The organism is Winogradskya consettensis, assembly GCF_018332715.1.
In the GTDB taxonomy this organism is placed as follows: domain Bacteria; phylum Actinomycetota; class Actinomycetes; order Mycobacteriales; family Micromonosporaceae; genus Actinoplanes; species Actinoplanes consettensis.
The window spans coordinates 160,619-183,805 of sequence record NZ_BOQP01000027.1; the positions used below are offsets into that span (position 1 = coordinate 160,619).

Genomic DNA, 23,187 nt, shown 5'->3' on the forward strand with positions numbered 1-23,187 from the left:
GTGCTCGACCCCACGGTGCATCAGCAGATCGCCGACGAACTGCAACGAGCGGAGCGGGAGCGCGGCGTGCTGCCGTTGCTCACCGCCCGCTACGCGGACATGACCGTGGACGACTCGTACGCGGTCCAGCGCCTCTGGCACGCCCAGGGTGTCGCCGCCGGCCGCCGCCACGCGGGGCGCAAGATCGGCCTCACCTCCAAGGTGATGCAGGCGGCCACCGGGATCACCGAGCCCGACTACGGTGTCGTGTTCGCCGACCAGATCCACGAGTCCGGGTCGGCGATCGAGTTCGACCGGTTCGCCAACGTCCGGGTCGAGGTCGAGCTCGCCTTCGTCCTGGGCTCGGCGCTGACCGGCCCCGGCGTGACGATCTTCGAGGTGCTGGACGCGACCCGCTACGTGGTCCCGGCCCTGGAGATCCTGTCGTCGCGCATCGAGCTCGCCGGGCGCACCATCGTCGACACGATCAGCGACAACGCGGCGCTCGGCGGGGTGGTCCTCGGCGGCTCACCCGTGGCGCCGTCGGCGGTCGACCTGCGCTGGGTCAGCGCCGTTCTCTACCGCAACGAGACCATCGAGGAGTCCGGTGTCGCCGCCGCCGTCCTCGGTCACCCGGCCATGGGCGTCGCGTGGCTGGCCAACAAGCTGTCCCGGCACGGCGAGAAACTGGAGGCGGGCGAGATCGTGCTGGCGGGCAGCTTCACCCGGCCGCTGTGGATCCAGCGCGGCGACACCGTGCTCGGCGACTACCGGGATCTGGGGGCGGTGTCATGCCGGTTCGTCTGACGCTGCCGCCGTCGTTCGCCGCCGTGCTCGCCGCCGCGGAGCGCGCCCAGGCCGGCATGTGGGTCTGCTCCGGCAGCCCGCTGGTCGCCGAGATCTGCGCGGGCGGCGGGCTCGACTGGCTGCTGATCGACATGGAGCACGCACCCAACGGTCTCGAGTCGGTCGTCGCGCAGCTCCAGGCCGTCGCGGCGTATCCGGTCACGCCGGTGGTCCGGGTGCCCGTCAACGATCCGGTGATCATCAAGCAGGTGCTCGACCTCGGGGCGCAGAACCTGCTGGTGCCGATGGTCGGGTCCGCGGCGGAGGCGGTGGGTGCGCTGCGGGCGGCGAGTTACCCGCCTTTCGGCGTACGTGGAGTGGGCAGTGCCCTGGGTCGTGCGGCGCGCTGGAACCGCGTGCCGGGCTATCTCGACGACGCCGCGCGGACGGTCTCGGTCGTCGTGCAGATCGAGTCGGCCGCCGCCGTCGAGCAGGCCGACGCCATCGCCGCGAGCGGGGTGCACGGGATTCTGGTCGGGCCGAGCGACCTCGCCGCGTCGATGGGCGAGCTGGGCAGGCAGGAGCACCCGGACGTCGTCGCGGCGGTCGAGCACTGCATCGCGGCGGGGCGTCGTCACGGCGTACCCGTCGGCGTGAATGCCTTTGCCCCGGAAACCGCGCAGCGGTACCTCGACGCCGGGGTCTCGTTCATCCTCGTGGGAGCCGACGTCACGTTGCTGGCGCGGGGTTCGGAAGGCCTGGCGGAAAGGTTTGCGGGATGACCATCAGCGATCGGCTCGTGGCGGTGGGGACGGCAGGGCTCTCCACCGCACTGCGCAAACGCGGCTATCACGATGTCTTCGTCGACGGTGTCGGGCCGCTCGCGGCCGGCATGCGGCTCGCCGGTCCGGCGCGGACCCTGCGCCTGGTGCCGTTCCGGCCCGACCTGTTCGCCGAGCGCGGCGGCGGGTTCAACCCCCAGAAACAGGCGTTCGACACGGCCGGCGCCGGTGAGGTGCTGGTGATCGAGGCCCGGGGGCTGGCGGAGACGGGCACGCTCGGGGACATCCTCGCGCTGCGGGCCCGGCACCGGGGCGCCGCCGGGGTGGTGACCGACGGCGCGGTGCGCGACTCGCCGGCCGTCGCCGCGACCGGCCTGGCGGTCTTCGCGAAGGGCGCCCACCCGTCGGTGCTCGGGCGCCGGCACGTGCCGTGGGAGACCGACGTGGTGATCGCGTGCGGTGGTGCCGCGGTGGTGCCCGGCGACTACGTCGTGGGTGACGCCGACGGGGTGCTGGTGATCCCCGCCGCCCTGGTCGGCGAGGTCCTGGCCGAGGCCGAGGACGACGAGCGCCGGGACGCCTGGATCGCGGCCCGCGTCGCCGAGGGGGAGCCGGTCGAGGGGCTGTTCCCGATGAACGCCTCCTGGAAGACGCGCTACGAGGCCGAAACCGGCCGCTGAGCAGGAAATCGCACACGATATGATGTGGCATCGATGAGAAGGCAGGTGGAGCGTGGCTAACCGGACCGATTTCTGCTACGCGCTGCTCAAGGGACGCATCCTTGACGGCACGTATGGTCCCGGTCACCGGCTCGTGCTCGACCAGCTCGGTCGCGAGACCAAGATCAGCACCATTCCCTGGCGTGAGTCCATGCGCCGGCTCGAGGCCGAGGGCTGGGTCGAGATAATTCCCAACGTCGGCGCGCGGGTCGCCACGTTCGACGCCGGCGAATGGGCGCGGACCATGCGGCTGCTGGCACGGCTCGAAGGGCTCGCCACCGCGCTGGCGGCCACCGAGCTCACCGCCGCCGAACTGGCCGACGCACGCCGGATGAACACCGAGATGACCGAGGCGCTCGCCGACTTCGACCCGATGCGGCTGTCGAAGCTCAACCGGCAGTTCCACACCCTGATCTTCCACCGCGCCCCCGACCGGCACCTGATCGATCTGCTCGACAACGAGTGGTCGCGTCTCGACGTCATCCGCCGGTCCGCGTTCACGCACGCCCCCGGCCGCGCGGTCGAGTCGGTCACCGAGCATGCCGCCCTGCTGGACCTGATCGAGGCGGGCGCCGACTTCGACCTGATCGAGACCGCCGCCCGGCGCCACAAACTCAACACCCTCGAAGCGGTCACCCGCCACGCCGAAGCGATGGGGACCGCACTCGCCTGACGCAGTGTGGAGGCCGCCATGATGACCTACCGTGCGCCGGAAGCCATCCGGACCATGCTCTTCACCACCTGGTCGCTGCTCAACGGTTTCACCGCCGACCAGCGCGAGCGGGCCGTCTTCACGTTCGACGATCCGCGCCGCGTCGACTGGGACTTCATCCCGAAACCCGACCGCACCGGCATCGCCCTGTCCGAGCTCGACCGCCATCAGAAGGCGCTCGCGCACACCCTGCTGAAATCCGGTCTCAGCCTGCGCGGCTACAGCCAGGCCCTCGCGGTCATGGCGACGGAGAACATCCTGCGCGAGCTCGAGGTGGTGCGGCGCGGCTTCGGTGTGTACGCCGCGGACTTCCGCGACCCCGAGGCGTACCTGTTCAGCTGGTTCGGCCGGCCCGGTTTCGAGGACACCTGGGGCTGGCGGATCATCGGGCACCACATCGGGTTCAGCTACACCGTCATCGGCCAGGACCAGCTCACCGTGACCCCGTTCGCGCTCGGCGCGCAGCCGCTGCCGGCCGGCGTGCTCAACCCGCTCGGCGAGAGCCAGGCGCTGGCGTTCGCGCTGCTCGACCGGCTCGGCGACGACCAGCGCGGGGCGGCGCACATCCACCCGGTCGCGCCGGCCGACTTCACCACGCGCCAGGTGCCGTACGTCGGCGAGGTCGAGCTTCCCGACCACGTCGACCTCGGCATCGAGACGTACGAGATCGGCGACGACGACCGCTGGGCGTTGCGCTTCGAACGCGCGGCACCCTCCGGGCTCAACGGCGCCGAGCTGAGCGCCGACGACCTCGCCCTGGCCCGCGAGCTGCTGCTGCACTTCGTGGAGGCCGGGCCCGACGAGCTCGCCGCGCAGTACCGCCGGGTGGTGGAGGCCGAGCCCGCGGAGCTGCTCACGTTCGCGTGGGCCGGAGGAGTGCGCCCGGACACGGCGTACTACTTCCGTGTCTCGACCCGGGGGCTGCTCGCCGAGTCGGACAACGCGGTGAACGGCGGCCAGCACGCGCACGTGGTCTGGCGCGACCTCGACAACGATCTCGGCCACGACCTGCTGCTCGACCACTACGCCCGCAACGATCACCGGCGCGGCCCCGCCCATCTGCACCGGCGCGTCACGTCGAGTGTGGAGTCCGACGCCGCGTTCATCGCCGAGCGCCGCCGCGGCTGATCGCCGTGGGGTCAGACGGCCAGCCCCAGGTACTTCGTCTCGAGGTATTCGTCGATGCCCTCGGTGCCACCCTCGCGGCCGAAACCGGAGGCCTTGACCCCGCCGAACGGCGCTGCCGGGTTCGACACGATGCCCTGGTTCACGCCCACCATGCCGAACTCGAGGGCCTCGCCGACGCGTACCGCCCGGGAGAGGTCGCGGGTGTAGACGTACGACGCGAGCCCGTACTCCGTGTCGTTGGCCATCGCCAGGGCCTGCGCGTCATCGGTGAACGTGGCGATCGGCGCGACCGGCCCGAAGATCTCCTGCCGGGTCAGCTCCGCGCCGTCCGGCACGTCGACGAGGACGGTCGGCGCGTAGAAATACCCGGCGTCGCCGACCGCCGTGCCGCCGCACAGCACCCGCGCACCGCGTGCGACGGCGTCGTCCACCAGCGCGGCGACCTTGTCCCGGGCGGCGGCGTCGATGAGGGGCCCCACCTCGGCCCCGACCCGCAGCGCCGCCATCCGCTCCGTGAACCGGCGGGTGAACTCCCCGGCGACCGTCCGGTGCACCAGGAACCGGTTCGCCGCGGTGCAGGCCTGACCCATGTTGCGCATCTTCGCCTGCATCGCGCCGTCGACGGCCGCGTCCAGGTCGGCGTCGGCGAACACCAGGAACGGCGCGTTGCCGCCGAGCTCCATGGAGACCCGCAGCAGCTGCTGCGCGGACTGCTCGATCAGCGTTCGGCCTACGGGTGTGGAGCCGGTGAAACTGAGTTTGCGGGTACGCCCGTCGCGCACCAGCGGTTCCACGACGGCAGCCGTCCGCGTGGTGGTCAGCACGTTGAGCACGCCCGGTGGCAGACCTGCCTCGCGCAGCAGATCCGCCAGCGCCAGCATCGTCAGCGGGGTCTGGGTGGCGGGCTTGACCACCACGGTGCATCCCGCCGCGAGCGCCGCACCGATCTTGCGGGCGCCCATGGCGAGCGGGAAGTTCCACGGCGTGATCAGCAACGCCGGGCCGACGGGCTGCCGCATGGTGAGCAGCCGGGTGCCACCGTCGGGCGACGGCGCCCACCGGCCGGCGACCCGCACCGCCTCCTCGGCGAACCACCGGAAGAACTCCGCGCCATAACCGACCTCGCCGCGCGCCTCGGACAACGGCTTGCCCATCTCCAGGGTCATCAGCGCGGCGAAGTGCTCGTACCGCTCGGTGAGCAGCTCGAACGCGGAGCGCAGCAGCTCGCCGCGCGCCCGCGGTGGCGTCGCCGCCCAGCCCCGTTGCGCCGCACACGCGGCGGTCAGTGCCGCGTCCCCATCGGCCACGGTGGCATCGGCGACCGAGGTCAGCACCCGCCCGGTGGCCGGGTTCTCCACCGCGACGGTCGCGCCGTCGGAGGCGTCCCGCCAGTCCCCGCCGATGAACAGCCGGGTGGGCACCGCGTCGATGAGCGTCATGCCACGAGCCTTCCCGCGGGCCCGGTGCGCTGTCCAATACCGGTGCCCTACCGCAGCCATGCCCGGGAGGCATGATCGTGGAGCTGCGTACCCTGCGGTACTTCGCGGCGATCGCCCACGCAGGTTCGGTGACCGCGGCAGCCACCGTCCTGCACGTCACCCAGCCGTCGTTGTCGCGGCAGATGCGGCTGCTCGAACGGCACCTGGGCATGGACCTGTTCGTCCGCGACGGCGGCGGGTTCCGGCTGAGCGCGGCCGGGGCCGCGTTCCTGCCCGCCGTCGAACGCCTGCTCGCCCAGGCCGAGCGGACACGGACCGAGGCCGCGGCGATCGCCGCCGGGCGCCTGGAGCACCTGACGATCGCCGCACCGGGCACGACACTCACCGATGTCGTCGCACCGTTCCTGGCCACGTTGTCCGCCGGCGACCCGATGCCCGCGGTCCGGGCCACGCTGCCGGCCTCGGCATACTCCGCTCTGGACAGCGGCGCCGACCTGGCCATCGGCACAACACCCTGGCCCGCCGGGTACGCCGGGATGGCGCTGGCCGATCTGCCGGTGTGGGCGTACGTGCCGCAGGACCACCCATGGGCGAACGGGACGTCGGTCTCCCTCGCCGAGCTGGCCGCCGCGACCCTGCTGCTGCAGACGGCCGACTACCACCCACGGCGGGCACTCGACCACGCCGTCGACGAGGCCCGGCTGGTCTACGCGACGGTGCACGAGTTCACCTCGGCCGAGGTGGCCCAGGCGGTGGCGGCATCCGGCCGGGGAATCGCCGTGGTCTCGGACGACACCCGCTTCGGCCTGCGCCCGCTGAACGTGCTCGGGCCGAACGGCACGGTACGGATCAGCCTCTACGCCGCCTGGAGCCGCAACCACTACGGCGCCGATGCCATAGCGGCCCTCACCCGGCGACTGGCAGCCTTCTGCGTCAGCCGCTATGGGGCGCAGGTGGCACCGGTATTGTCTGCCCATGGCCGGGGCGAAGCGAGCGACGCTGAAGGACGTGGCGGCGGCGAGCGGCGTCTCCCGGGCGACCGTCAGCTTCGTGCTCAATGACACGCCGAACCAGAGCATCTCCCAGGCCACCCGGGCGCGGATCCTGGCGGTGGTGCGCGACCTCGGCTACAAGCCCCACGGCATCGCCCGGGCACTGCGGGAGGGCACGTCACGCATCGTCGTGCTCTACATCGACAGCGGCCTGGAGGGCAACTACTCGCGCAGCTATCTGCGCGGGCTCGACGAGGAACTCGCCGCCCACGACCATGTGCTCGTCGTCCGGCACGGCCCGACCGGCGCCGGGGCGGAGCAGCAGCTGCGCGACGCGATCAATCCGCGGGCCGTGGTGCACTTCGCGGAGGCGTACCGCACCGGTCATGAGCTCGAGGACCGTGGCGGTGGCCGGCGTGACGGGCTCGCCGCGCACACCATGCTGCAGATCGGCTGTCTCGCTGCTCATGGGCATACCCGGATCGCTCTCGCCCTGCCGGACGCCCAGGCGCCGCTGCGGGAGATCCGGGAGCTGTTCTCCCGTCAGGCCGCCGGCGAGCTGGGCCTGCCGTCCCCGGTGACCGTGGTCGTGCCCCGGCCCCGGGACGCGGGCACGGCCGCCGTCGCCGAGTTCCGTGGCGGGCATCCCGCGGTGACCGCCTTCGCGGGCTATGACGACGACGTCGCGTTACGCACCCTGACCGCCCTGCACGATCTCGGCGTGGACGTGCCGGGCGAGGCCGCGGTGATGGGCTTCGACGACACCGAGTACGGCGCCCTGTTCACGCCGGCGCTGACGACCGTGCACATCGACGCGGAGGCGCACGGGCGCATCGCCGCGCGCGACGTGCTGGGGTTACCGACCGCTGATCTGCAGGCCGTGCCCGCCCGGGTGATCGAGCGCCACACCGTCTGAGATTTCCCCGGGATTGTGTCTTGCGCCATCTCGTAACAAGCCGGTAGCTTCTGCGACTAGCTCGGTTTAGTACTAGCTCGGTTTAGTGGCTGTGAACAGGCCACATACCCGCCAGCAGGAGGCGAATAATGTCTGCTCCCCACCTTCAGGACGGCATCGACAGGGCCGGCTCAGCCGTGCAGCTGCTGTGGAAACCGGGTGCCGCCCCGTGGACCCCCGAGGCCGTCGACTCCGAGTACGCCGGCTGGCGCGCCGAGCAGCGCGCCTGGCACGAGGGCGTCGCCGTCTCGAACCTGTCCCACCACATGTACGACATGGTCATCGAGGGCCCCGGAGCCACGAAGCTGCTCGCCGCGGTCAGCGCCAACAACTACGAGAAGTTCGCCGTCGGCCAGGCCAAGCAGATCGTCCCGGTCACCGAGCGGGGATTCATCGTCACCGACGGGATCCTCGCCCGCGAGGCCGAGCAGAGGTACACCCTCTCCGGGGTCCCGGCCTCGCAGCACTGGGTGCAGTACCACGGTGAGCAGGGCGGCTACGACGTCTCGTTCACCACCGACCCGTCCACGGCGTACCGCCCGGGCGGCGCGGACCCGAAGCTGTTCCGCTACCAGGTGCAGGGACCACTGGCCCAGCAGCTCGTGGAGAGCGTGTTCGGCGGGCCGTTGCCCCCGACCCGGTTCTTCCACTGGACACCGGTCACGCTCGGCGGGCGTACCTTCAAGGCGCTTCGGCACGGCATGGCCGGACAGGCCGGGTACGAGTTCATCGGCGACTGGGCCGACGGGCAGTACGTCCTCGACGCCCTGCTGGCCGCGGGGGAACCGCTCGGCGTGGTCCGCGTCGGCGCGCTGGCCTACACCACGGCCTCCGTCGAGAGCGGCTGGATCCCGTCACCCACCCCCGCGGTCTACACCGACCCGGCACTGCGGGCCTACCGGGAATGGCTTCCGCTGTACGGCATCGAGGGTCAGCGCCCGCTGCACGGCAGCTTCTACTCCGACGACATCGAGGACTACTACGTCACGCCGTACGAGCTCGGCTACGGCCGCCTGATCAACTTCGACCACGACTTCATCGGCCGCGACGCGCTGCTCGAGGCGAAGGAGAACGTACGCTGGTCCAAGGTGACCCTGGTGCTGAACAACGACGACGTGCGCCGCGTCCTCGGCGACGATCCCGGATTCACGCTCAGCTACTCGAGGCACCGCATCGAGAGCGCCTCCGGGCCGGCCGGCACCACGTACCACATCGCCTCGCTCGACCCTTATCACGCGATACTCGCGCTCTCACTGGTCGCACCCGAGCACGCCGCACCCGGCACCGAGGTGTCCGTCGTCTGGGGAGAACACCCCGGCCCGGGCACCGCCGCGGACGCCGACCTCGGCTTCCCCCGCATCCGCGCCACGGTGCAGCCCGCTCCGTACAACGAGCATGCCCGCACCCGGTACCGTCGCGACGACGCCTGACATGACCGCTGCGACGACCCGGGCGGCAGCCAACCTCGAGCTGCTGCTCAGCGACTTCTCGCTGGAGATGACGGGCAAGGACGTCGAGGAGCTCGACGCCGCCCGGCCCGCCATCCCGGCGGGAACCAGGATCAACGTGACCTTCCTCGGCAACGAGGACCTGACCATGCGCCGGACGGCCGCCCGGATGGTCAGGGCAGCCGGGTTCCGGCCGGTCCCGCACGTGTCCGCCCGCCGGCTGGAATCCCGCGCGGCCCTCGAGGCATTCCTGTCGGCGTTGCGCGTGGACGACGCCGCCGAGCAGATCTTCGCCGTCGGCGGTGACCCCGGCACACCGCACGGACCGTACGCCGACGCGCTGTCGGTGATCGAGTCCGGTGTGCTGGAGGAGTACGGCGTACGGCAGGTCAGCATCGCCGGATATCCCGAGGGCCACCCCGGCATCCCGGACGACGTGCTGTGGCCGGCGCTGGAGGCCAAGCACGCCGCCCTGACCGGGCGGGGCCTGGCCGGCGAGATCATCACCCAGTTCGGTTTCGACGTCGACCCGGTTCTGGACTGGATCGAGCGCGTCCGCGACCGGGGCATCGAGATGCCGGTCCGGGTCGGAGTGCCCGGCCCCGCCGGGGTGCGGCGGCTGCTGCGCTTCGCGGCCAGGTTCGGCGTCGGTACCAGCACCTCGATCGCCCGGAAGTACGGGCTGTCGATCACGAACCTGATGGGCACAGCGGGCCCGGACCGGCTCCTGCACGCCCTCGCCGCCGACTACCACCCGGAGCGGCACGGCGAGGTGAAGCTGCACTTCTACACGTTCGGCGGCCTGCGGGCCACGACCGAATGGATCACCGAATTCCGGAGGAACACCTGACATGACCACGACCCAGCACGCCCGCTCCGCGCAGCCCGTGACGGAGCGCACCGCCGAGCAGGCCGTCCTCATCGTGCACGGCAGCGACCGCACCGGCATCGTCGCGGCGATCAGCACCGTGCTCGCCCGGCACCGGGCCAACATCGTGTCGCTCGACCAGTACTCCGACGACCCGCGGGGCGGCGCCTTCTTCCAGCGTACGGTGTTCAGCCGCCCCGACCTCAAGGCCGCACTCCCACAACTCGAGAAGGACCTGCAGGAACAGCTCGCCACCGGCTTCGGCCTCACCTACGCGCTGCGCGAGGTCGCCACCGCCAAACGCGTCGCGATCTTCGCGTCGAAGGCGGACCACTGCCTGCTCGACCTGCTCTGGCGCCACCAGCGCGGCGAACTGCCGATCACGGTGTCGATGGTGATCTCGAACCACACCGACACCGCCGACGAGGTCCGCTCGTTCGGCATCCCGTTCTTCCACGTGCCCTCGCCCGCCGGGCCCGACAAGTCGGCAGCCGAGGCCGAGCACCTCAAACTGCTCGCCGGCAACGTCGATTTCATCGTTCTGGCCCGCTACATGCAGATCATCTCCGGCGACTTCATCGACCGGGTGGGCGTACCCATCATCAACATCCACCACTCGTTCCTGCCGGCCTTCATCGGCGCCGGACCGTACGCGAAGGCCAAGCAGCGCGGGGTGAAACTCGTCGGCGCGACCGCCCACTACGTGACCGAGGACCTCGACGAGGGCCCGATCATCGAACAGGACGTCGTCCGCGTGAACCACGCCGACACCGTCGCCGAACTCCAGCGCCGCGGCGCCGACGTGGAACGCGACGTGCTCTCCCGCGCCGTACTGTGGCACAGCCAGGACCGGGTCATCCGGCACGGCAACCAGACGATCGTCTTCGCGTCATGACCGTCCACATCGACGGCAGGGCCATCGCGTACGAGGTCCGCGCACGCGTCGCCGCCGAGGTCGCCGCGGCCTTCCCCGACCCCGCCACGGCGCCGGGCCTGGCCACCGTACTCGTGGGGGAGGACCCGGCCAGCGCTGTCTACGTCGCGAACAAACGCCGCGCCGTCCGCGAGGCCGGGATGCGCGACCTGCACCGGGCCCTGCCGGCCGGCACCACCCAGGCCGGCGTCGCCGCGGTCATCGACGAGCTCGCCGCCGACCCCGCCGTCGACGCCATCCTGCTGCAACTGCCGCTGCCGCCCGGCCTCGACGCGGCGGCGCTCATCGACCGGATCCCCGCCGGCAAGGACGTCGACGGCCTCACCACCCACAGTGCGGGGTTGCTGGCCCGCGGGGAGCAGGGCCTGCGCCCGTGCACGCCCAGCGGCGTCATCGAGCTCCTCGAGTCGACGGGAGTCACCATCCGTGGCGCGAACGCCGTCGTGGTCGGACGCTCGGCCCTGGTCGGGCATCCGATGGCCGAACTGCTGCTGCAACGCGACGCCACCGTCACCGTCGTGCACCGGCACACCGCGGACCTGGCCGCGGTGACCCGCACGGCGGACATCCTCGTCGTCGCCGCCGGCGTCCCGGCCATGATCGGCGCCGAGCACGTGAAACCCGGCGCCACGGTCATCGACGTCGGCATCCACCGCACGGACAACGGTCTCACCGGCGACGTCCGCATCGCCGAACTGGACGGCATCGCCACCCGGGTCACCCCGGTCCCCGGCGGCGTCGGCCCGATGACCATCGCCATGCTCATGGTCAACACCCTCCGCGCCGCCGGTCACGGTCAATCAGCGAGGTGCTCGCGGAGCTGAACGTATTCGAATCCAAGAGTAAATGCTGTGCGCTATTTGGAATCCCACTTCGGACTATTACCCCTGTTTATATAATGTGTATTTTTCCGATATCTCTTCGGATTTGGCCGGCGCCTCGAATTCAACTCGAATCCATCGTTTGACCATGAAATCCTTCTAGGTGAATTGAAGCTGTTGATAGCCGCCAGGCGGATGTCCGGCAACCATTTGTCCGCGCCGCGCGCCTGCACCTGAAATCGGGTACGGTGCTCTGGCAGTGAGCAGGCGTAGAGGGTCTCGAAAGTATCCCTCGGGTAGTTGCATATCTCATTCATCCCTACCCGCCTCAGCATGAGCCTCGTACTGTCGGGGGTGTCATCGCCCTGGACCCCGGCGGCTCTTCTGTTACACCAGGGGTAGGTCATGGAAGGTTTTCAGGTTGTGGCGTCGCCCGACGTTGTCGGGGTTCTGCGGCAGGAGCACGAGCGGATTCAGCAGTTGTGCCTTGACGTGCGGAAAGCCGGACAGGGCAGCAAGGAACGCCCTCTCGCTCTGCTGCAGGAGGCCGTCCATCTGCATCTGCTCGGCGAAATCGCTGTTGCTCACCCGGCCGTGCGCAACAGCGGTCCCGCCGGCGACACCGTCGCGGTGGCCTGCCAGGTGGAGGGGGAGCAGCTCGAACGGGCCCTCAACGATCTCGAGGTCAGCAATCCTGACTTCGACGCGAGCTTTGAGGCCCTGTCGGGAGCATTGCTAGATCATGCCTCGGCTCAGCAGAGGGACGAGTTTCCGTTGCTGCGCCGCTACGTGACGACGCAGCGGTTGCACATGATGGCCGGTGCGATGCGCGACGCCCGGATCATGGCCGCGACTGACTGACGGTGACCGGCCGGCAGCGCCCGCCGCAAGAGTGGCGGGCGCTACCGACAGGGTTTACCGGTAGCGGTAGGCGCGGATCACCGTCTGGCTGACGGTGGTGCCCGATTTGTCCCGGCCATGCACGCGTAAGGAAACGTAGCCCTTCCCCCGCGGATAGTGCACCGCCGGCCCGGAGGCACGCCAGGTGGCGCCGTCATCGAACGACACCTCGAGGCCGAGCCAGGCGCCGTGCACCGGAAGTCCTTTCTGGTCGCGGGCGATCAGCGGAACCTGGCCGACGCTCCCGGCACGAACAGCGCCGGACGCATCAAGAGCGGGAGCCACGTTGACGGTGAAGACAGGCACCAGCCCCTGAGCGCCGACGCCGGACGTGAAGGTGAATTCGGTGCTGGTCCGGGTGGAGAGCCCGCCGAAGCCGCCCGTCGTCTCCTGCAGAACCCGATAAACCGCGTCACCGTCAGGCAACCCGGCAGCGTCGACGTACAACCAATCCGACTCGCCCAGCAGCTCCCGACCCCGGTACAGCCGAGTGCTCACGGAGTCCAGAAGCTGGTTGTACCCCGGATGCCCGGCCGCGTCGGTCAACGGAGGAAGCTGGGCGTAGAGGAGATCACCCTCGCGGCCCACCCACTCGTACCGGCTGCTGAACCGCGTCTGCAGAGGCGCCGCGCCCCAGTGCTCGACAGTGGAAGTAGCAGGTCGGTACGAGCCGTTCAAGTCGAGTCCCTGCAGGAACCCGTACTCGTCGAAGCTGACCCCGAGCCGCGTGTCGGTCTGCCACCGCGCACCGTTACCCGTGGCCAGATAGTTGACCCGCGATGCCCCGGGCCGCGCCCGAGCGATGCCCACGCCATATACCTCGCCCTGCGAGTCACTCAGCTGCGCCCACTGCTGGACAACAGAACCGCCGTGGAAGACCTGCTTCTCCGCGGCCAGCTCAGTTCGCCGGTACGCGCGGTCGTACCCGTTCAGCACCTGCGCGACCGGCACCCGCTCGCCCACGAAGTACGCGTACGGGCTGTCGATGCCCCTTTCGCCGGAACCGCGCCGGGCCCACGTGCTCAGCACCGTCGCGGTTCCCGGCAGCCGCGGGCCGAGCTGGCGTACCCGCAGATTCTCGATGCCCGGCTGCAGCGTGCCGAAGATGACCGTGCCCTCGTCGCTCTGCTGCTCGGTGCCGATCCACGACTCGACGGCCGCCGCGGACGCATCCGGCACCGACACCTTCACCGGCGTCGCCTCCCGCGCGTCGAACGTGATCGACGTGTCCCCGGTCAGGTCCAGCACCGGCTGGTAGATCATCGCCTGCTGCGAACCGTCCTGCGCCGCGGACTCGTCCAGGTACGTGCCGACGGTGTAGCGGCCCGGCGCCAGCCGCAGCGTGACCGTGCCGCTCGGGTCCCACGGCAGGGCGAAGTAGTCGCCCGCGACCTGGAAGATCCCCGTCAGGTAGTTGATCACCGGCTTGCCGTCGAGGCCGAGGTGGTGCAGCGTGAGGGCGTAGCGCTCCGGCTCCTTCTGCACGGCGACCGCGGTCAGCACTCGCTGCGTGCCCGCCGTCGCCACGATGTCCGCGGTGTAGTCGCCGACCGGCAACGTCCTCGTGTCAGCGGTGACGGTGACCGCCGCTGTGCCCCCGGCCGGGACGGTGACCGTCTGCCGGTCGAGCGTGAACGCCTGGCCCGAGGTCAGCGCGAGTGCCAGCGTGAGGTCCACGGTCCCGCTGTTGCGGTAGGTAACCTGCTTGCTCACCGCGGCGTCGTCCTCGTGCGGCCACTTCTGCAACCCGAAAGACACCGACACCGGCTCCGCCGTGACCACCTGCGTGAGTGCCCGGGCTACGTCGACCCGTCCGGCTCCCTGCTCGAAAGCTTTGCCATCTCCCGTACGCGCGGACGACGCGATCAGCGTCTCCTTCAACCGGGCGCCGTCCCACTCCGGATGCGCCTGAGCCAGCAGCGCCGCGGCGCCCGCCACGTGCGGTGTGGCCATCGACGTGCCACTGAGCGTCATGTACGTGTCCGGGAAGTCAGCCGCCGGCTCCCCGATCGACGTCCCCGCGGCCCGCGCCGCCACGATGTCCACCCCCGGCGCGGCGATGTCGGGCTTGAGCGCGGCGTCACCGACCCGCGGCCCCCGGCTGGAGAATTCCGCGGTGACGTCGGCCTTGTCGACCGCTGCCACGGTCAGCGCGGCATCCGCGCTGCCCGGGGAGCCGACCGTTGACGCCGACGGCCCTTCGTTGCCCGCGGCGATCACGAACAGCGCCCCGGTCGACGCCGTCAGCGTGTTCACCGCCTCTTCGAGAGGGTCGGCGCCGTCGAAGTCGGGCCCGCCGAGGCTCAGGTTCACGACGCGGGCGTGCTGCTCCACGGCCGCCCACTGCATGCCCGCCAGGATCGCGGAGTCCTCGCAGAACTGGTCACCACAAACCTTGCCCGACAGGATCGTCGCGTCCGGCGCCACACCCCGGTACTTCCCGTTCGAGGCCGCCCCCGAGCCCGCGATGGTCGAGGCGACGTGCGTACCATGCCCCACCTGGTCGCCGCCCGCCGCCGTGGTGAAGTTCTTCTCCACCACCCGCCCGGCGAGATCCGGGTGCGTGGCGTCGACCCCGGAGTCCAGCACCGCGACCTTCATGCCCGTCCCGGTCAGCCCCGCCTGCCAGGCCGCAGGCGCCCCGATCTGCGGCACGCTCACGTCCAGCGACAGCTTCCGCCGCCCGTCCAGCCACACATGATCGCTCTTGGTCACCGCTTGCCACATCGACGACGACTTCGGCGCGCTCACCGCCAACGCCCGCAACGACGTCATCTCCCGCGTCGCATGCGAACCCACTGCCTTCCGCACGGCCGAGAAATTGGTCACGCTCTCCGACCCCAGGATCAGCGGTACGCCTGCGTGAGCCCGATCGTCATAACCCCCCTCGATCAGCCCGGTCACGTCGAACAGCCGCCGGTCGACCCGCTGCGTCTGCACCAGCCGCGCCGCATCCGACGGAATCACCATCAGATGCCCGCCCACCACGGTCTGCGCGAACGACACCTTGTCGCGCCCGGCACCCCGCTCCACGAACGCCCTCGTAGCCGCCCGCGACCCGACCGTCACCCGGTCCCCGGTAACCAGCGTGATCGTGTACCCGCCGACGGGAACCGGGGCCTGCGCCGAGGCCGGGACCGGGGCCGGCGCCGTGGCATCGGCCGGTCCGGCGGGCACCACCAGCGCGGCGGCCAGCGCTGTGACGCCGGCCAGTCCTAAATGGAAGCTCTTCATACCCCTTCGAGCGATCGATCGGCGCCAAAGGTTGCGTCGGGTCGAATTTTGGCCCGAACGGGCCGGCCCGGTGAGGCCGGCCCGCAGCGGATCCCCGGGGCCTATTTGTAGGTGATGTCGCTCTGGGTGACCTTGCAGTTGGTGGTGTTCCAGCCCTCGCCGAGGTAGCTCGGCTCGCTGCCCTTGGGGACGCCCTTGTACATCCCGCAGACCGTGGCGCTGGAGCTGTTGGTCAGGGTGACGCGGGTGATGGTGGCGATGTCGCCCCAGTTGGTGTTGATGCCCGCGACCATGTCGATGTCGTTGAGGAGGACGTTGTCGATCTTGACGTTGCGCTGGTACGAGTTGGTGCAGTTGCCGCAGCCGCGGTAGAGCTTGCCGGAGCCGCTGAGGTAGAAGCCGGAGATGCTGACGGTTCCGTTGCCGTTGTGCTGGAACGTCTTGTCGCTGCCGGCCCGCGCGCCGCCGCCGATGACGTAACTCGTGCCGCCGCTGGTGCCCAGGAAGGTCGCGGCGTCCTCGCCGATGTCGTTCCACCAGACGTTGCGGATGGTGCAGGTGCCCAGGCAGTGCACGCCGTCACCGGCGGGGGAGCCGAGGATGACGTTCTGCAGGGTGCCACCGTTGGCGATCTCGAACATCGGGTCCTGGGACTCGTCCTGCGAGCCGTCGCCGATGCAGCAGTAGGTCTTCATGCCGCCGTCGAAGGTGCCGGAGACGGAGACCGTGCCGGAGATCGACACCGAGCCGGCCGAGCTCGGCCACGCGCCGGTCGGCGTGCCGGTGCTCGGAGGAGTGGTGGTCGGGCTCGCGGTCGGGGTGGTGGTCGGGGTCGTGCTGCCGCCCGCGTACGTTTCGAACTCGGCGATCCGTGGTGCGCTGGACGCGGCGCTGATCTCGAAGGTGATCTTCTTCAGCGAGGTCGAGGTGAAGGTGACGGTGCCCGGGCTGCCGCTGCCGCTCTTCAGGACGGCGCTGGTGTCGGCGTTGAGCAGCCGCCAGGAGCTGATCGTTCCGCCGCCCGATGCCTGCGTGATGACGGCCGAGGACACCGCTGTGGCGCTGCTCCACTTGACGGAGACGTACCCGGTCGTGCTGTTCGGCGACCAGTAGGTGCTGGCGCTGCCGTCTATGACGTTGCCGTAACTGGTGCCGGTGGCCTTGCTGGAGCCGTCGGCGCCGGCACCGATGCTGAGGTTGCCGGCAGCCAGGGCGTACTGCGTCGGCAGCATCATCACGATCGCGGCGCTGGTGACCGCGGTGGCTCCCGCGGCTACCCACCGTAGTGCGACTGATCGTTTCATCCGGTGTCCCACTTTCATCATCGAGTGCGTACGCCGCCATCTACCTGAAGGAAAGCGCTTACCAGCCGACGATAGATATGCATCGATCCAGTGACAAGGAGTTGCAGTGTTTGCAGTCTTCACAAATCTGAAACATGCCGGTTATGGTGTGGGAGCGCTTCCATAGGTGGGCGTCGATCAGATCTCCGAGGAGAAGGCGGCCGTCATGCGGTCAATCCCCTGGTACCGCCGCGCCGCCGTGGCGGCCGTGGCCCTCACGCTCATCGCTGCGGCCGTCGTCGTCGGGAACGGTGCGCGACCGGCTGCGGCGGCACCCGCGTTCGACTACGGCGAGGCCCTGCAGAAGTCGATGTTCTTCTACCAGGCCCAGATCGCCGGCAAGAAGCCGGCATGGAGCCAGGTGTCGTGGCGCGGCGACGCGGCCATGGCCGACGGGTCCGATGTGGGGCTCGATCTCACCGGAGGCTGGTTCGACGCCGGCGACCACGTCAAGTTCGGTTTCCCGATGGCGTTCAGCACCACGATGCTGGCCTGGGGCGCGGTCGAGAACCGGGCCGCGTACGCCGCATCTGGGCAGCTCACCACGTTCCTCAACAACCTGCGGGTGCCGAACGACTACTTCATCAAGGCGCATCCGTCGGCCAACGTGCTGTACGGGCAGGTGGGCCGGGGCGACGACGACCACAAGTGGTGGGGCCCGGCCGAGGTGATGCCGATGGCGCGTCCGGCGTACAAGATCGATGCGACCTGTGGTGGCTCGGACCTCGCCGGGGAGACGGCGGCCGCGATGGCTGCCAGCTCGATGGTCTTCCGGCCCACCGACGCGGCCTACGCCGACAAGCTGCTCACCCACGCCCGGCAGCTCTACACCTTCGCCGACACGGTCCGGAAGGTCTACAGCGACTGCATCACCGACGCCGCCGCCTACTACAAGTCCTGGAGCGGCTACCAGGACGAGCTGGTGTGGGGCGCCATCTGGCTGTACCGGGCGACGGGCGACGCCACGTACCTCGCCAAGGCGGAGAACGGGTACGACGCCCTCGGCACGGAACCGCAGACCACGACCCACTCGTACAAGTGGACGCTGGCCTGGGACAACAAGCAGTTCGCGGCGTACGTGCTGCTGGCCGGCCTGACCGGGAAGCAGAAGTACACCGACGACGCCAACCGCTGGCTCGACTGGTGGACCGTCGGCGTCAACGGCGAGAAGGTGCGCTACTCCCCGGGCGGCGAAGCAGTGCTGGACAGCTGGGGGTCGCTGCGGTACGCCGCCAACACTGCGTTCGCCGCGCTGGTCTACAGCGACATCACCACCGACACGGTCCGTAAGACCCGCTACCACGACTTCGCGGTCCGGCAGATCAACTACGCGCTCGGCGACAACCCGCGCGGGTCCAGCTATCTGATCGGCTTCGGCACCAATTCCCCGAAGAACCCGCATCACCGTACGGCGCACGGGTCCTGGTGGGACAACAGCGGCACCCCGGTGAACACCCGGCACGTGCTGTACGGCGCGCTGGTCGGCGGCCCGTCCGCGCCCGACGACGCCTACCAGGACGTACGCACCGACTACGTGATGAACGAGGTGGCCACCGACTACAACGCCGGGTTCACCTCCGCGCTGGCCCGGCTCTACGGGGAGTACGGCGGCCCGCCCTCGGCGACCTTCCCGGTGGCCGAGCAGCCGGACCTGGACGAGATCACGGTGGAGACCACGGTGATGCAGAACGAGGCCCGCGGTACCGCCCTCAAGGTGATGATCTACAACAAGTCGGCGTTCCCGGCGCGTGCGCTCACCCAGGCGTCGTACCGGTACTACTTCCGTCGCGAAGGCACCGCGGCGCTCCAGGTCACCCCGGGTTACACGCAGGGCTGCCCGGCGCCGGCCACCGCCAAGCAGTATTCCGGCGACATCTGGTACGTCGAGGTGAACTGCGCCGGGTATCCGATCGCCCCGGCGGGCCAGTCGGCGTATCGCATGGAGGTGCAGTTCAAGGTCGGCGTGGCGGACGGTGGGACCTGGGATCCGGCCAACGACCCGTCGTACCTGCCGGGCACCGCGGTGAACCCCAAGGTCCCGCTGTACGAGGCGGGCACCCGGATCTGGGGCCAGGAGCCAGGCACGACAACGCCGGAGCCGACCCCCACGACACCCTCACCCACCCCTACGACGCCGGGGCCGAGCCCCACGCCGTCCGGTTCGCCGACTGCGGGTTGCCGGCTGGCGTACAGCACCGACGACTGGGGTGCCGGGTTCAGCGGCACGGTCGCCATCACCAACACCGGCGGGGCGGCGTGGCCGGGCTGGACCCTCGCCTTCGACTTCCCCGGCAACCAGAAGGTCACCCAGGGCTGGTCCGGCACATGGAGCCAGGCGGGCACCCACGTCACGGTGACCAACGAATCCTGGAACGGGGCCGTGGCCCCCGGCGCGACGGTCAGCCTGGGCTTCACCGGCTCCTACAGCGGCAGCAACCCCCGGCCGGCCTCGTTCACCGTCAACGGTTCCGCCTGTCCGGCGAGCTGAGTCGTACGAGAGGGAGATCGATGATGCTGAGAACAAAGAAGGCGGGGCTCGCGGTCCTGGCCGCCGCCCTCACCCTCGCCGGAACCGTCTACGGCGTGACGAGACCGGTGCCGGCCGAGGCCGCAGCCGCACTCACCGCGTCCCAGCTGGTCGCCGACATGGGTGCCGGCTGGAACCTGGGAAACTCGCTGGAAGCCAACAGCAACGGGGTCCCCAGCGAGACGGCGTGGGGGAATCCGGTCGTGACCCAGGCCCTGATCAACCGGGTGAAGGCGTCGGGTTTCAAGACGATCCGGATCCCGGTGTCCTACCTGGGCAACATCGGGGCCGGCCCGAACTACACGGTCAACGCCGCGTGGCTGACCCGGATCGCCGCGGTCGTCGATTACGCGTACAGCCAGGGCCTGTACGTGGTCGTCAACATGCACGGCGACGGCTACAAGAGCGTCGGCGGGTCCTGGCTGATCTGCGACGCGTCCGACCAGACGACGATCAAGGACAAGTACGCGAAGGTCTGGCAACAGGTCGCGACGAAGTTCCAGAGCTACAACGAGCACCTGATCCTCGAGTCCATGAACGAGGAGTTCGACGGGCAGTACGGCAACCCCACCCAGCCGTGCTACTCGAACATCAACGCCTACAACCAGAGCTTCGTCGACACCGTACGCCGGACGGGTGGCACCAACGCCTCCCGCTGGCTGCTGGTCCCCGGCTGGAACACGAACATCGACTACACCGTGGGCAATTACGGCTTCGCGCTCCCGACCGATCAGTACCGGTCGTCGACCATCCCCGCCGCCGAGCAGCGGATCATGATCTCCGTCCACTACTACGACCCGTGGGACTTCACCGGGCAGGAGGACGGCGTCATCACGCAGTGGGGCCCGAACGCCACCAACCCGGCGAAGACATCGACCTGGGGGCAGGAAGACTATCTGGACGCCCAGTTGAAAAAGACCTACGACACCTTCGTCACGCGGGGCTACCCGGTCTTCGTCGGTGAGTACGGCTCGATCGACAAGACGGCGTACGACTCGGCGAACAACACCTACCGCGCGGACTTCGCGCGCACCCTGGTCGCCGCCGCCAAGAAGTACGGCGCCGCCACGGCCTACTGGGACAACGGCTACAACGGCCAGCACGGCTTCGGCCTGTTCGACCGGAGCTCCGCCACGGTCACCCAGCAGGGCATCATCACCGCCATCATGACCGGCGTCGGCACCACCCCGCCGACCAGCACCCCCACCTCGCCGCCGACGAGCCCCCCGACCAGCACGCCCACGAGCCCGCCGACCAGCACGCCGCCGACCAGTCCCGGCACCAGCACCTGCCGGGTCACCAGCACGGTCAACGCGTGGAACACCGGCCTGACCACCAGCATCACCATCACCAACGCCGGCACCAGCGCCATCAACGGCTGGACCCTGGCCTTCACCCTGGCCACCGGCCAGAGCATCACCTCCGGCTGGAGCGCCACCTATGCCCCGGCCAGCGGCACGGTGACCGCGACCAACGCCAGCTACAACGCGTCGATCCCGGCGGGAGGCTCGGCCAGCATCGGCTTCCAGGCCACCCACACCGGTAACGCCGCCGCCCCCACCGCCTTCAAACTCAACGGCACCACCTGCAGCTGATCCGTCACGGCGAACCGGCCCCCGTGTCCTCGGATGCGGGGGTCTTTACGCAGCATGCCGCCCCGGGCCGCGCGCCGTGCCACCCGGGGCGGTGTGGTGGATGATCGTGCTGTGAATTCCTCTGTGGATGAGTTCGGCCGGGATGACTGCGACGCCGTGGTTCTGCTGCACGTATTAGGGACGAGCAGCTGGATGTGGCATCGGATAGCACCGGTGCTCGCGGAGGACTTCCACGTTCTGGTGCCCGATCTGCCGGGGCACGGGCGAAGTGGCCGGGCCTGGGTGTCGCTGGCCGATACCGTGCAGGTCGTGACAGAGCTCGTACGGTCACGGACGGCGGCGGGGCGTGCCCATGTCGTCGGCCTGTCGCTCGGTGGCTATGTGGCCGCACTGCTCGCGGCGAACGAACCGGCTGTGGTGCGCAGCGTGGTCGTCAGCGGTGTGAACGTGCTGCCGTTCCCTCATCCGGCGATGATGCGGTTGCTCGGCCGGATCATCGGCCCGTTTACTTCGTCCGGGCCCGTGGTGCGCGCGAACGCGAAGGCGCTCAAGGTGCCCGCTGAGGACTTTGCCGGCTACCGCAGCGCTGCCGGGCAGGTGGCGCGCGGGACCTTCGCCCGGGTCGGTGACGAGGTCACGGTGTTCGAGGTCCCTGCCGGGGCAGGATCGTCACCGTGCCGCATGCTGGCCGTCGCGGGTGCCAACGAGAACGAGATGATTCTGCGGTCGTTGCCGATCCTCGCCGAGGGGTTTGGGCACGGCGACGCGCGACTCGTGACCGGGGTCGGTCATGCCTGGAGCAGTGAGGCGCCCAGCCTGTTCACAGCGACGATCCGGGCCCATGTCGCTGGTACGGACCTTCCTGCGGACCTCCGTCGCCTGACCGGGGCCTGATCGCCCGGGTGCGTGCTGTCTTAGGCGTCATCGCCCTGGGCTGTCCGGGTCTATCCGCCGGAGGGTGCTCTGGCGGGGGAGGAGCTCGAAGGGCGCGAACGCCTCCTGCGGTTCGGCTGAGGCGCCGCCGTCGATCCGCTGGCTCAGGAAGTCGAGGGCGAGCCGGGCGATCTGGGTCTTGTCGACGGCGATCGTGCTGAGGGACGGCTGGTAGAAGGCGCCCTCCTCGATGCCGTCGAAGCCGATCACCGCGACGTCCTCCGGGACCCGGTGGCCGCGTTCGTGCAGGGCCCGTAGCGCGCCGATGGCCATCAGGTCGTTGAAGCAGAAGACCGCGTCGGGGGGCTGCGGCAGGTCGAGCAGGGCCGTCATGGCGGCGTACCCGTCGGGGCGGTGGTAGCTCTTGGCTGGGATCACCAGGTCGCCGTCGAAGGGCATTTTCGCCGCGCGCAGTGCTGCCTTGTAGCCGCGGAGGCGTAGGGCCGCGGTGCCGCCGGAGATGTGGGGCTGGCTGCCGATCGCGGCGATGCGGGTGCGGCCGAGCGTGATCAGGTGATCGGTTGCGGCCTTGGCGCCGGCGACGTTGTCGATGGTCACGTGGTCGACCGGGGCGTGGATGAGCCGCTCGCCGAGCAGGACCAGGGGGGTGCGGTCGCGGCGGGCGCTGAGCTCCTGGGCGGTCAGGGCGAGGGGGCTCACGATCAGGCCGTCGACCAGGTGCGATTTGATCCCGTCGAGGACGAGGCGTTCGCCGTCCTTGCCGCCCTGGGTCTCGTCGATCAGCAGCGTCCAGCCGTGTTGCTTGGCCTGCTGGACGAACTGGGCGGCGAGCTCGGCGAAGTAGGGCGAGCTGATCTCGGGGACGGCGAGCGCGACCGTGCCCGTGCGGCCGCCGCGCAACAGCCGGGCGCCGAGATTGGGGCGGTAATCCAATTCGGTCAGGGCCAGCTGGACCTTGGCCCGGGTCGCATCGGAGACAAAAGGGAAACCGTTCACGACGTTGGACACCGTCTTGACGGAAACCCCGGCGCGCTGCGCTACGTCCCTGATGCTGGCGCCCACCGCGCTGCCCCCTCCTGTTGCGATGAAAGTTGCCGAGGTCAGCCTAGTCGATCTCGTTTCCAGGTCTTT

Annotated in this window: 19 protein-coding genes; 15 read left to right on the top strand and 4 right to left on the bottom strand. The window is 69.9% G+C overall.

Going from position 1 to position 23,187, the window contains the following annotated elements; genetic code table 11:
- Genes Aco04nite_RS24660 through Aco04nite_RS24680 form a run of 5 tightly spaced genes read left to right on the top strand, consistent with a single transcriptional unit; the run spans position 1 to position 4,106 of the window.
- Positions 1-786 (top strand): fumarylacetoacetate hydrolase family protein, encoded by a 786-nt coding sequence (locus tag Aco04nite_RS24660; RefSeq protein WP_212999625.1) that lies wholly within the window; start codon positions 1-3, stop codon positions 784-786.
- Entirely contained in the window at positions 771-1,547 is a 777-nt protein-coding gene (locus Aco04nite_RS24665) for an HpcH/HpaI aldolase family protein (RefSeq protein WP_212999626.1), read from the top strand. The genes Aco04nite_RS24660 and Aco04nite_RS24665 overlap by 16 nt, the downstream gene beginning before the upstream one ends.
- Positions 1,544-2,227 carry an RraA family protein gene (locus Aco04nite_RS24670; RefSeq protein ID WP_212999627.1) on the top strand — a complete coding sequence of 228 codons (684 nt, stop codon included), beginning with the start codon at positions 1,544-1,546 and terminating at the stop codon, positions 2,225-2,227. The genes Aco04nite_RS24665 and Aco04nite_RS24670 overlap by 4 nt, the downstream gene beginning before the upstream one ends.
- Before the next feature lie 52 nt (positions 2,228-2,279).
- On the top strand, positions 2,280-2,939 hold the full coding sequence (locus tag Aco04nite_RS24675; RefSeq protein WP_212999628.1) for a GntR family transcriptional regulator: 660 nt from the start codon (positions 2,280-2,282) through the stop codon (positions 2,937-2,939).
- An 18-nt stretch (positions 2,940-2,957) separates the two neighbouring features.
- Positions 2,958-4,106, top strand: a complete 1,149-nt coding sequence (locus Aco04nite_RS24680) for a DUF3500 domain-containing protein (protein ID WP_212999629.1) — start codon at positions 2,958-2,960, stop codon at positions 4,104-4,106.
- An 11-nt stretch (positions 4,107-4,117) separates the two neighbouring features.
- Here Aco04nite_RS24680 and Aco04nite_RS24685 read toward each other — a convergent pair whose 3' ends face one another.
- Positions 4,118-5,545, bottom strand: coding sequence for an NAD-dependent succinate-semialdehyde dehydrogenase (locus tag Aco04nite_RS24685; RefSeq protein ID WP_212999630.1), 1,428 nt, complete (start codon positions 5,543-5,545; stop codon positions 4,118-4,120).
- A gap of 77 nt (positions 5,546-5,622) precedes the next feature.
- Here Aco04nite_RS24685 and Aco04nite_RS24690 point away from each other — a divergent pair, with 77 nt between their 5' ends.
- The 7 genes from Aco04nite_RS24690 (at position 5,623) to Aco04nite_RS24720 (ending at position 12,424) form a co-directional block, all read left to right on the top strand.
- Positions 5,623-6,606 carry a LysR family transcriptional regulator gene (locus tag Aco04nite_RS24690; RefSeq protein ID WP_212999631.1) on the top strand — a complete coding sequence of 328 codons (984 nt, stop codon included), beginning with the start codon at positions 5,623-5,625 and terminating at the stop codon, positions 6,604-6,606.
- Positions 6,521-7,453 (top strand): LacI family DNA-binding transcriptional regulator, encoded by a 933-nt coding sequence (locus tag Aco04nite_RS24695; protein WP_244876263.1) that lies wholly within the window; start codon positions 6,521-6,523, stop codon positions 7,451-7,453. Before Aco04nite_RS24690 ends, Aco04nite_RS24695 begins: the two co-directional genes overlap by 86 nt.
- A 128-nt stretch (positions 7,454-7,581) precedes the next feature.
- Positions 7,582-8,922 (top strand): aminomethyltransferase family protein, encoded by a 1,341-nt coding sequence (locus Aco04nite_RS24700; RefSeq protein WP_212999632.1) that lies wholly within the window; start codon positions 7,582-7,584, stop codon positions 8,920-8,922.
- 1 nt (position 8,923) lies between these two features.
- Positions 8,924-9,790: a methylenetetrahydrofolate reductase gene (locus Aco04nite_RS24705; RefSeq protein WP_212999633.1), complete on the top strand. Its 867-nt coding sequence runs from the start codon at positions 8,924-8,926 to the stop codon at positions 9,788-9,790.
- A 1-nt stretch (position 9,791) separates the two neighbouring features.
- Positions 9,792-10,703 carry a formyltetrahydrofolate deformylase gene (purU, locus tag Aco04nite_RS24710; RefSeq protein ID WP_212999634.1) on the top strand — a complete coding sequence of 304 codons (912 nt, stop codon included), beginning with the start codon at positions 9,792-9,794 and terminating at the stop codon, positions 10,701-10,703.
- Positions 10,700-11,566, top strand: a complete 867-nt coding sequence (locus Aco04nite_RS24715) for a bifunctional 5,10-methylenetetrahydrofolate dehydrogenase/5,10-methenyltetrahydrofolate cyclohydrolase (protein ID WP_212999635.1) — start codon at positions 10,700-10,702, stop codon at positions 11,564-11,566. Before purU ends, Aco04nite_RS24715 begins: the two co-directional genes overlap by 4 nt.
- Positions 11,567-11,968: 402 nt before the next feature.
- Positions 11,969-12,424, top strand: a complete 456-nt coding sequence (locus Aco04nite_RS24720; RefSeq protein ID WP_212999636.1) for a hypothetical protein — start codon at positions 11,969-11,971, stop codon at positions 12,422-12,424.
- A gap of 54 nt (positions 12,425-12,478) precedes the next feature.
- Here the strand turns inward: Aco04nite_RS24720 and Aco04nite_RS24725 are convergent, their stop codons facing one another.
- Together Aco04nite_RS24725 and Aco04nite_RS24730 are read right to left on the bottom strand one after the other, a co-directional pair.
- Positions 12,479-15,697: a S8 family serine peptidase gene (locus Aco04nite_RS24725; RefSeq protein WP_212999637.1), complete on the bottom strand. Its 3,219-nt coding sequence runs from the start codon at positions 15,695-15,697 to the stop codon at positions 12,479-12,481.
- Between the two features lie 101 nt (positions 15,698-15,798).
- Positions 15,799-17,001, bottom strand: a complete 1,203-nt coding sequence (locus Aco04nite_RS24730) for a pectate lyase (protein ID WP_212999638.1) — start codon at positions 16,999-17,001, stop codon at positions 15,799-15,801.
- Between the two features lie 205 nt (positions 17,002-17,206).
- On the opposite strand from Aco04nite_RS24730, the gene Aco04nite_RS24735 reads away from it, so the two are divergent.
- The 3 genes from Aco04nite_RS24735 to Aco04nite_RS24745 all read left to right on the top strand — a co-directional run bounded on the left by Aco04nite_RS24735 (position 17,207) and on the right by Aco04nite_RS24745 (position 22,056).
- A complete protein-coding gene (locus tag Aco04nite_RS24735; protein WP_212999750.1) occupies positions 17,207-19,528 on the top strand; it encodes a glycoside hydrolase family 9 protein in 2,322 nt (773 codons plus the stop codon).
- Between the two features lie 20 nt (positions 19,529-19,548).
- Positions 19,549-21,162, top strand: coding sequence for a cellulase family glycosylhydrolase (locus Aco04nite_RS24740; RefSeq protein WP_212999639.1), 1,614 nt, complete (start codon positions 19,549-19,551; stop codon positions 21,160-21,162).
- A gap of 111 nt (positions 21,163-21,273) precedes the next feature.
- Positions 21,274-22,056: an alpha/beta fold hydrolase gene (locus Aco04nite_RS24745; protein ID WP_212999640.1), complete on the top strand. Its 783-nt coding sequence runs from the start codon at positions 21,274-21,276 to the stop codon at positions 22,054-22,056.
- A gap of 27 nt (positions 22,057-22,083) precedes the next feature.
- Here Aco04nite_RS24745 and Aco04nite_RS24750 read toward each other — a convergent pair whose 3' ends face one another.
- Positions 22,084-23,064: a LacI family DNA-binding transcriptional regulator gene (locus Aco04nite_RS24750; RefSeq protein WP_244876264.1), complete on the bottom strand. Its 981-nt coding sequence runs from the start codon at positions 23,062-23,064 to the stop codon at positions 22,084-22,086.
- Positions 23,065-23,187 lie beyond the last annotated feature (123 nt).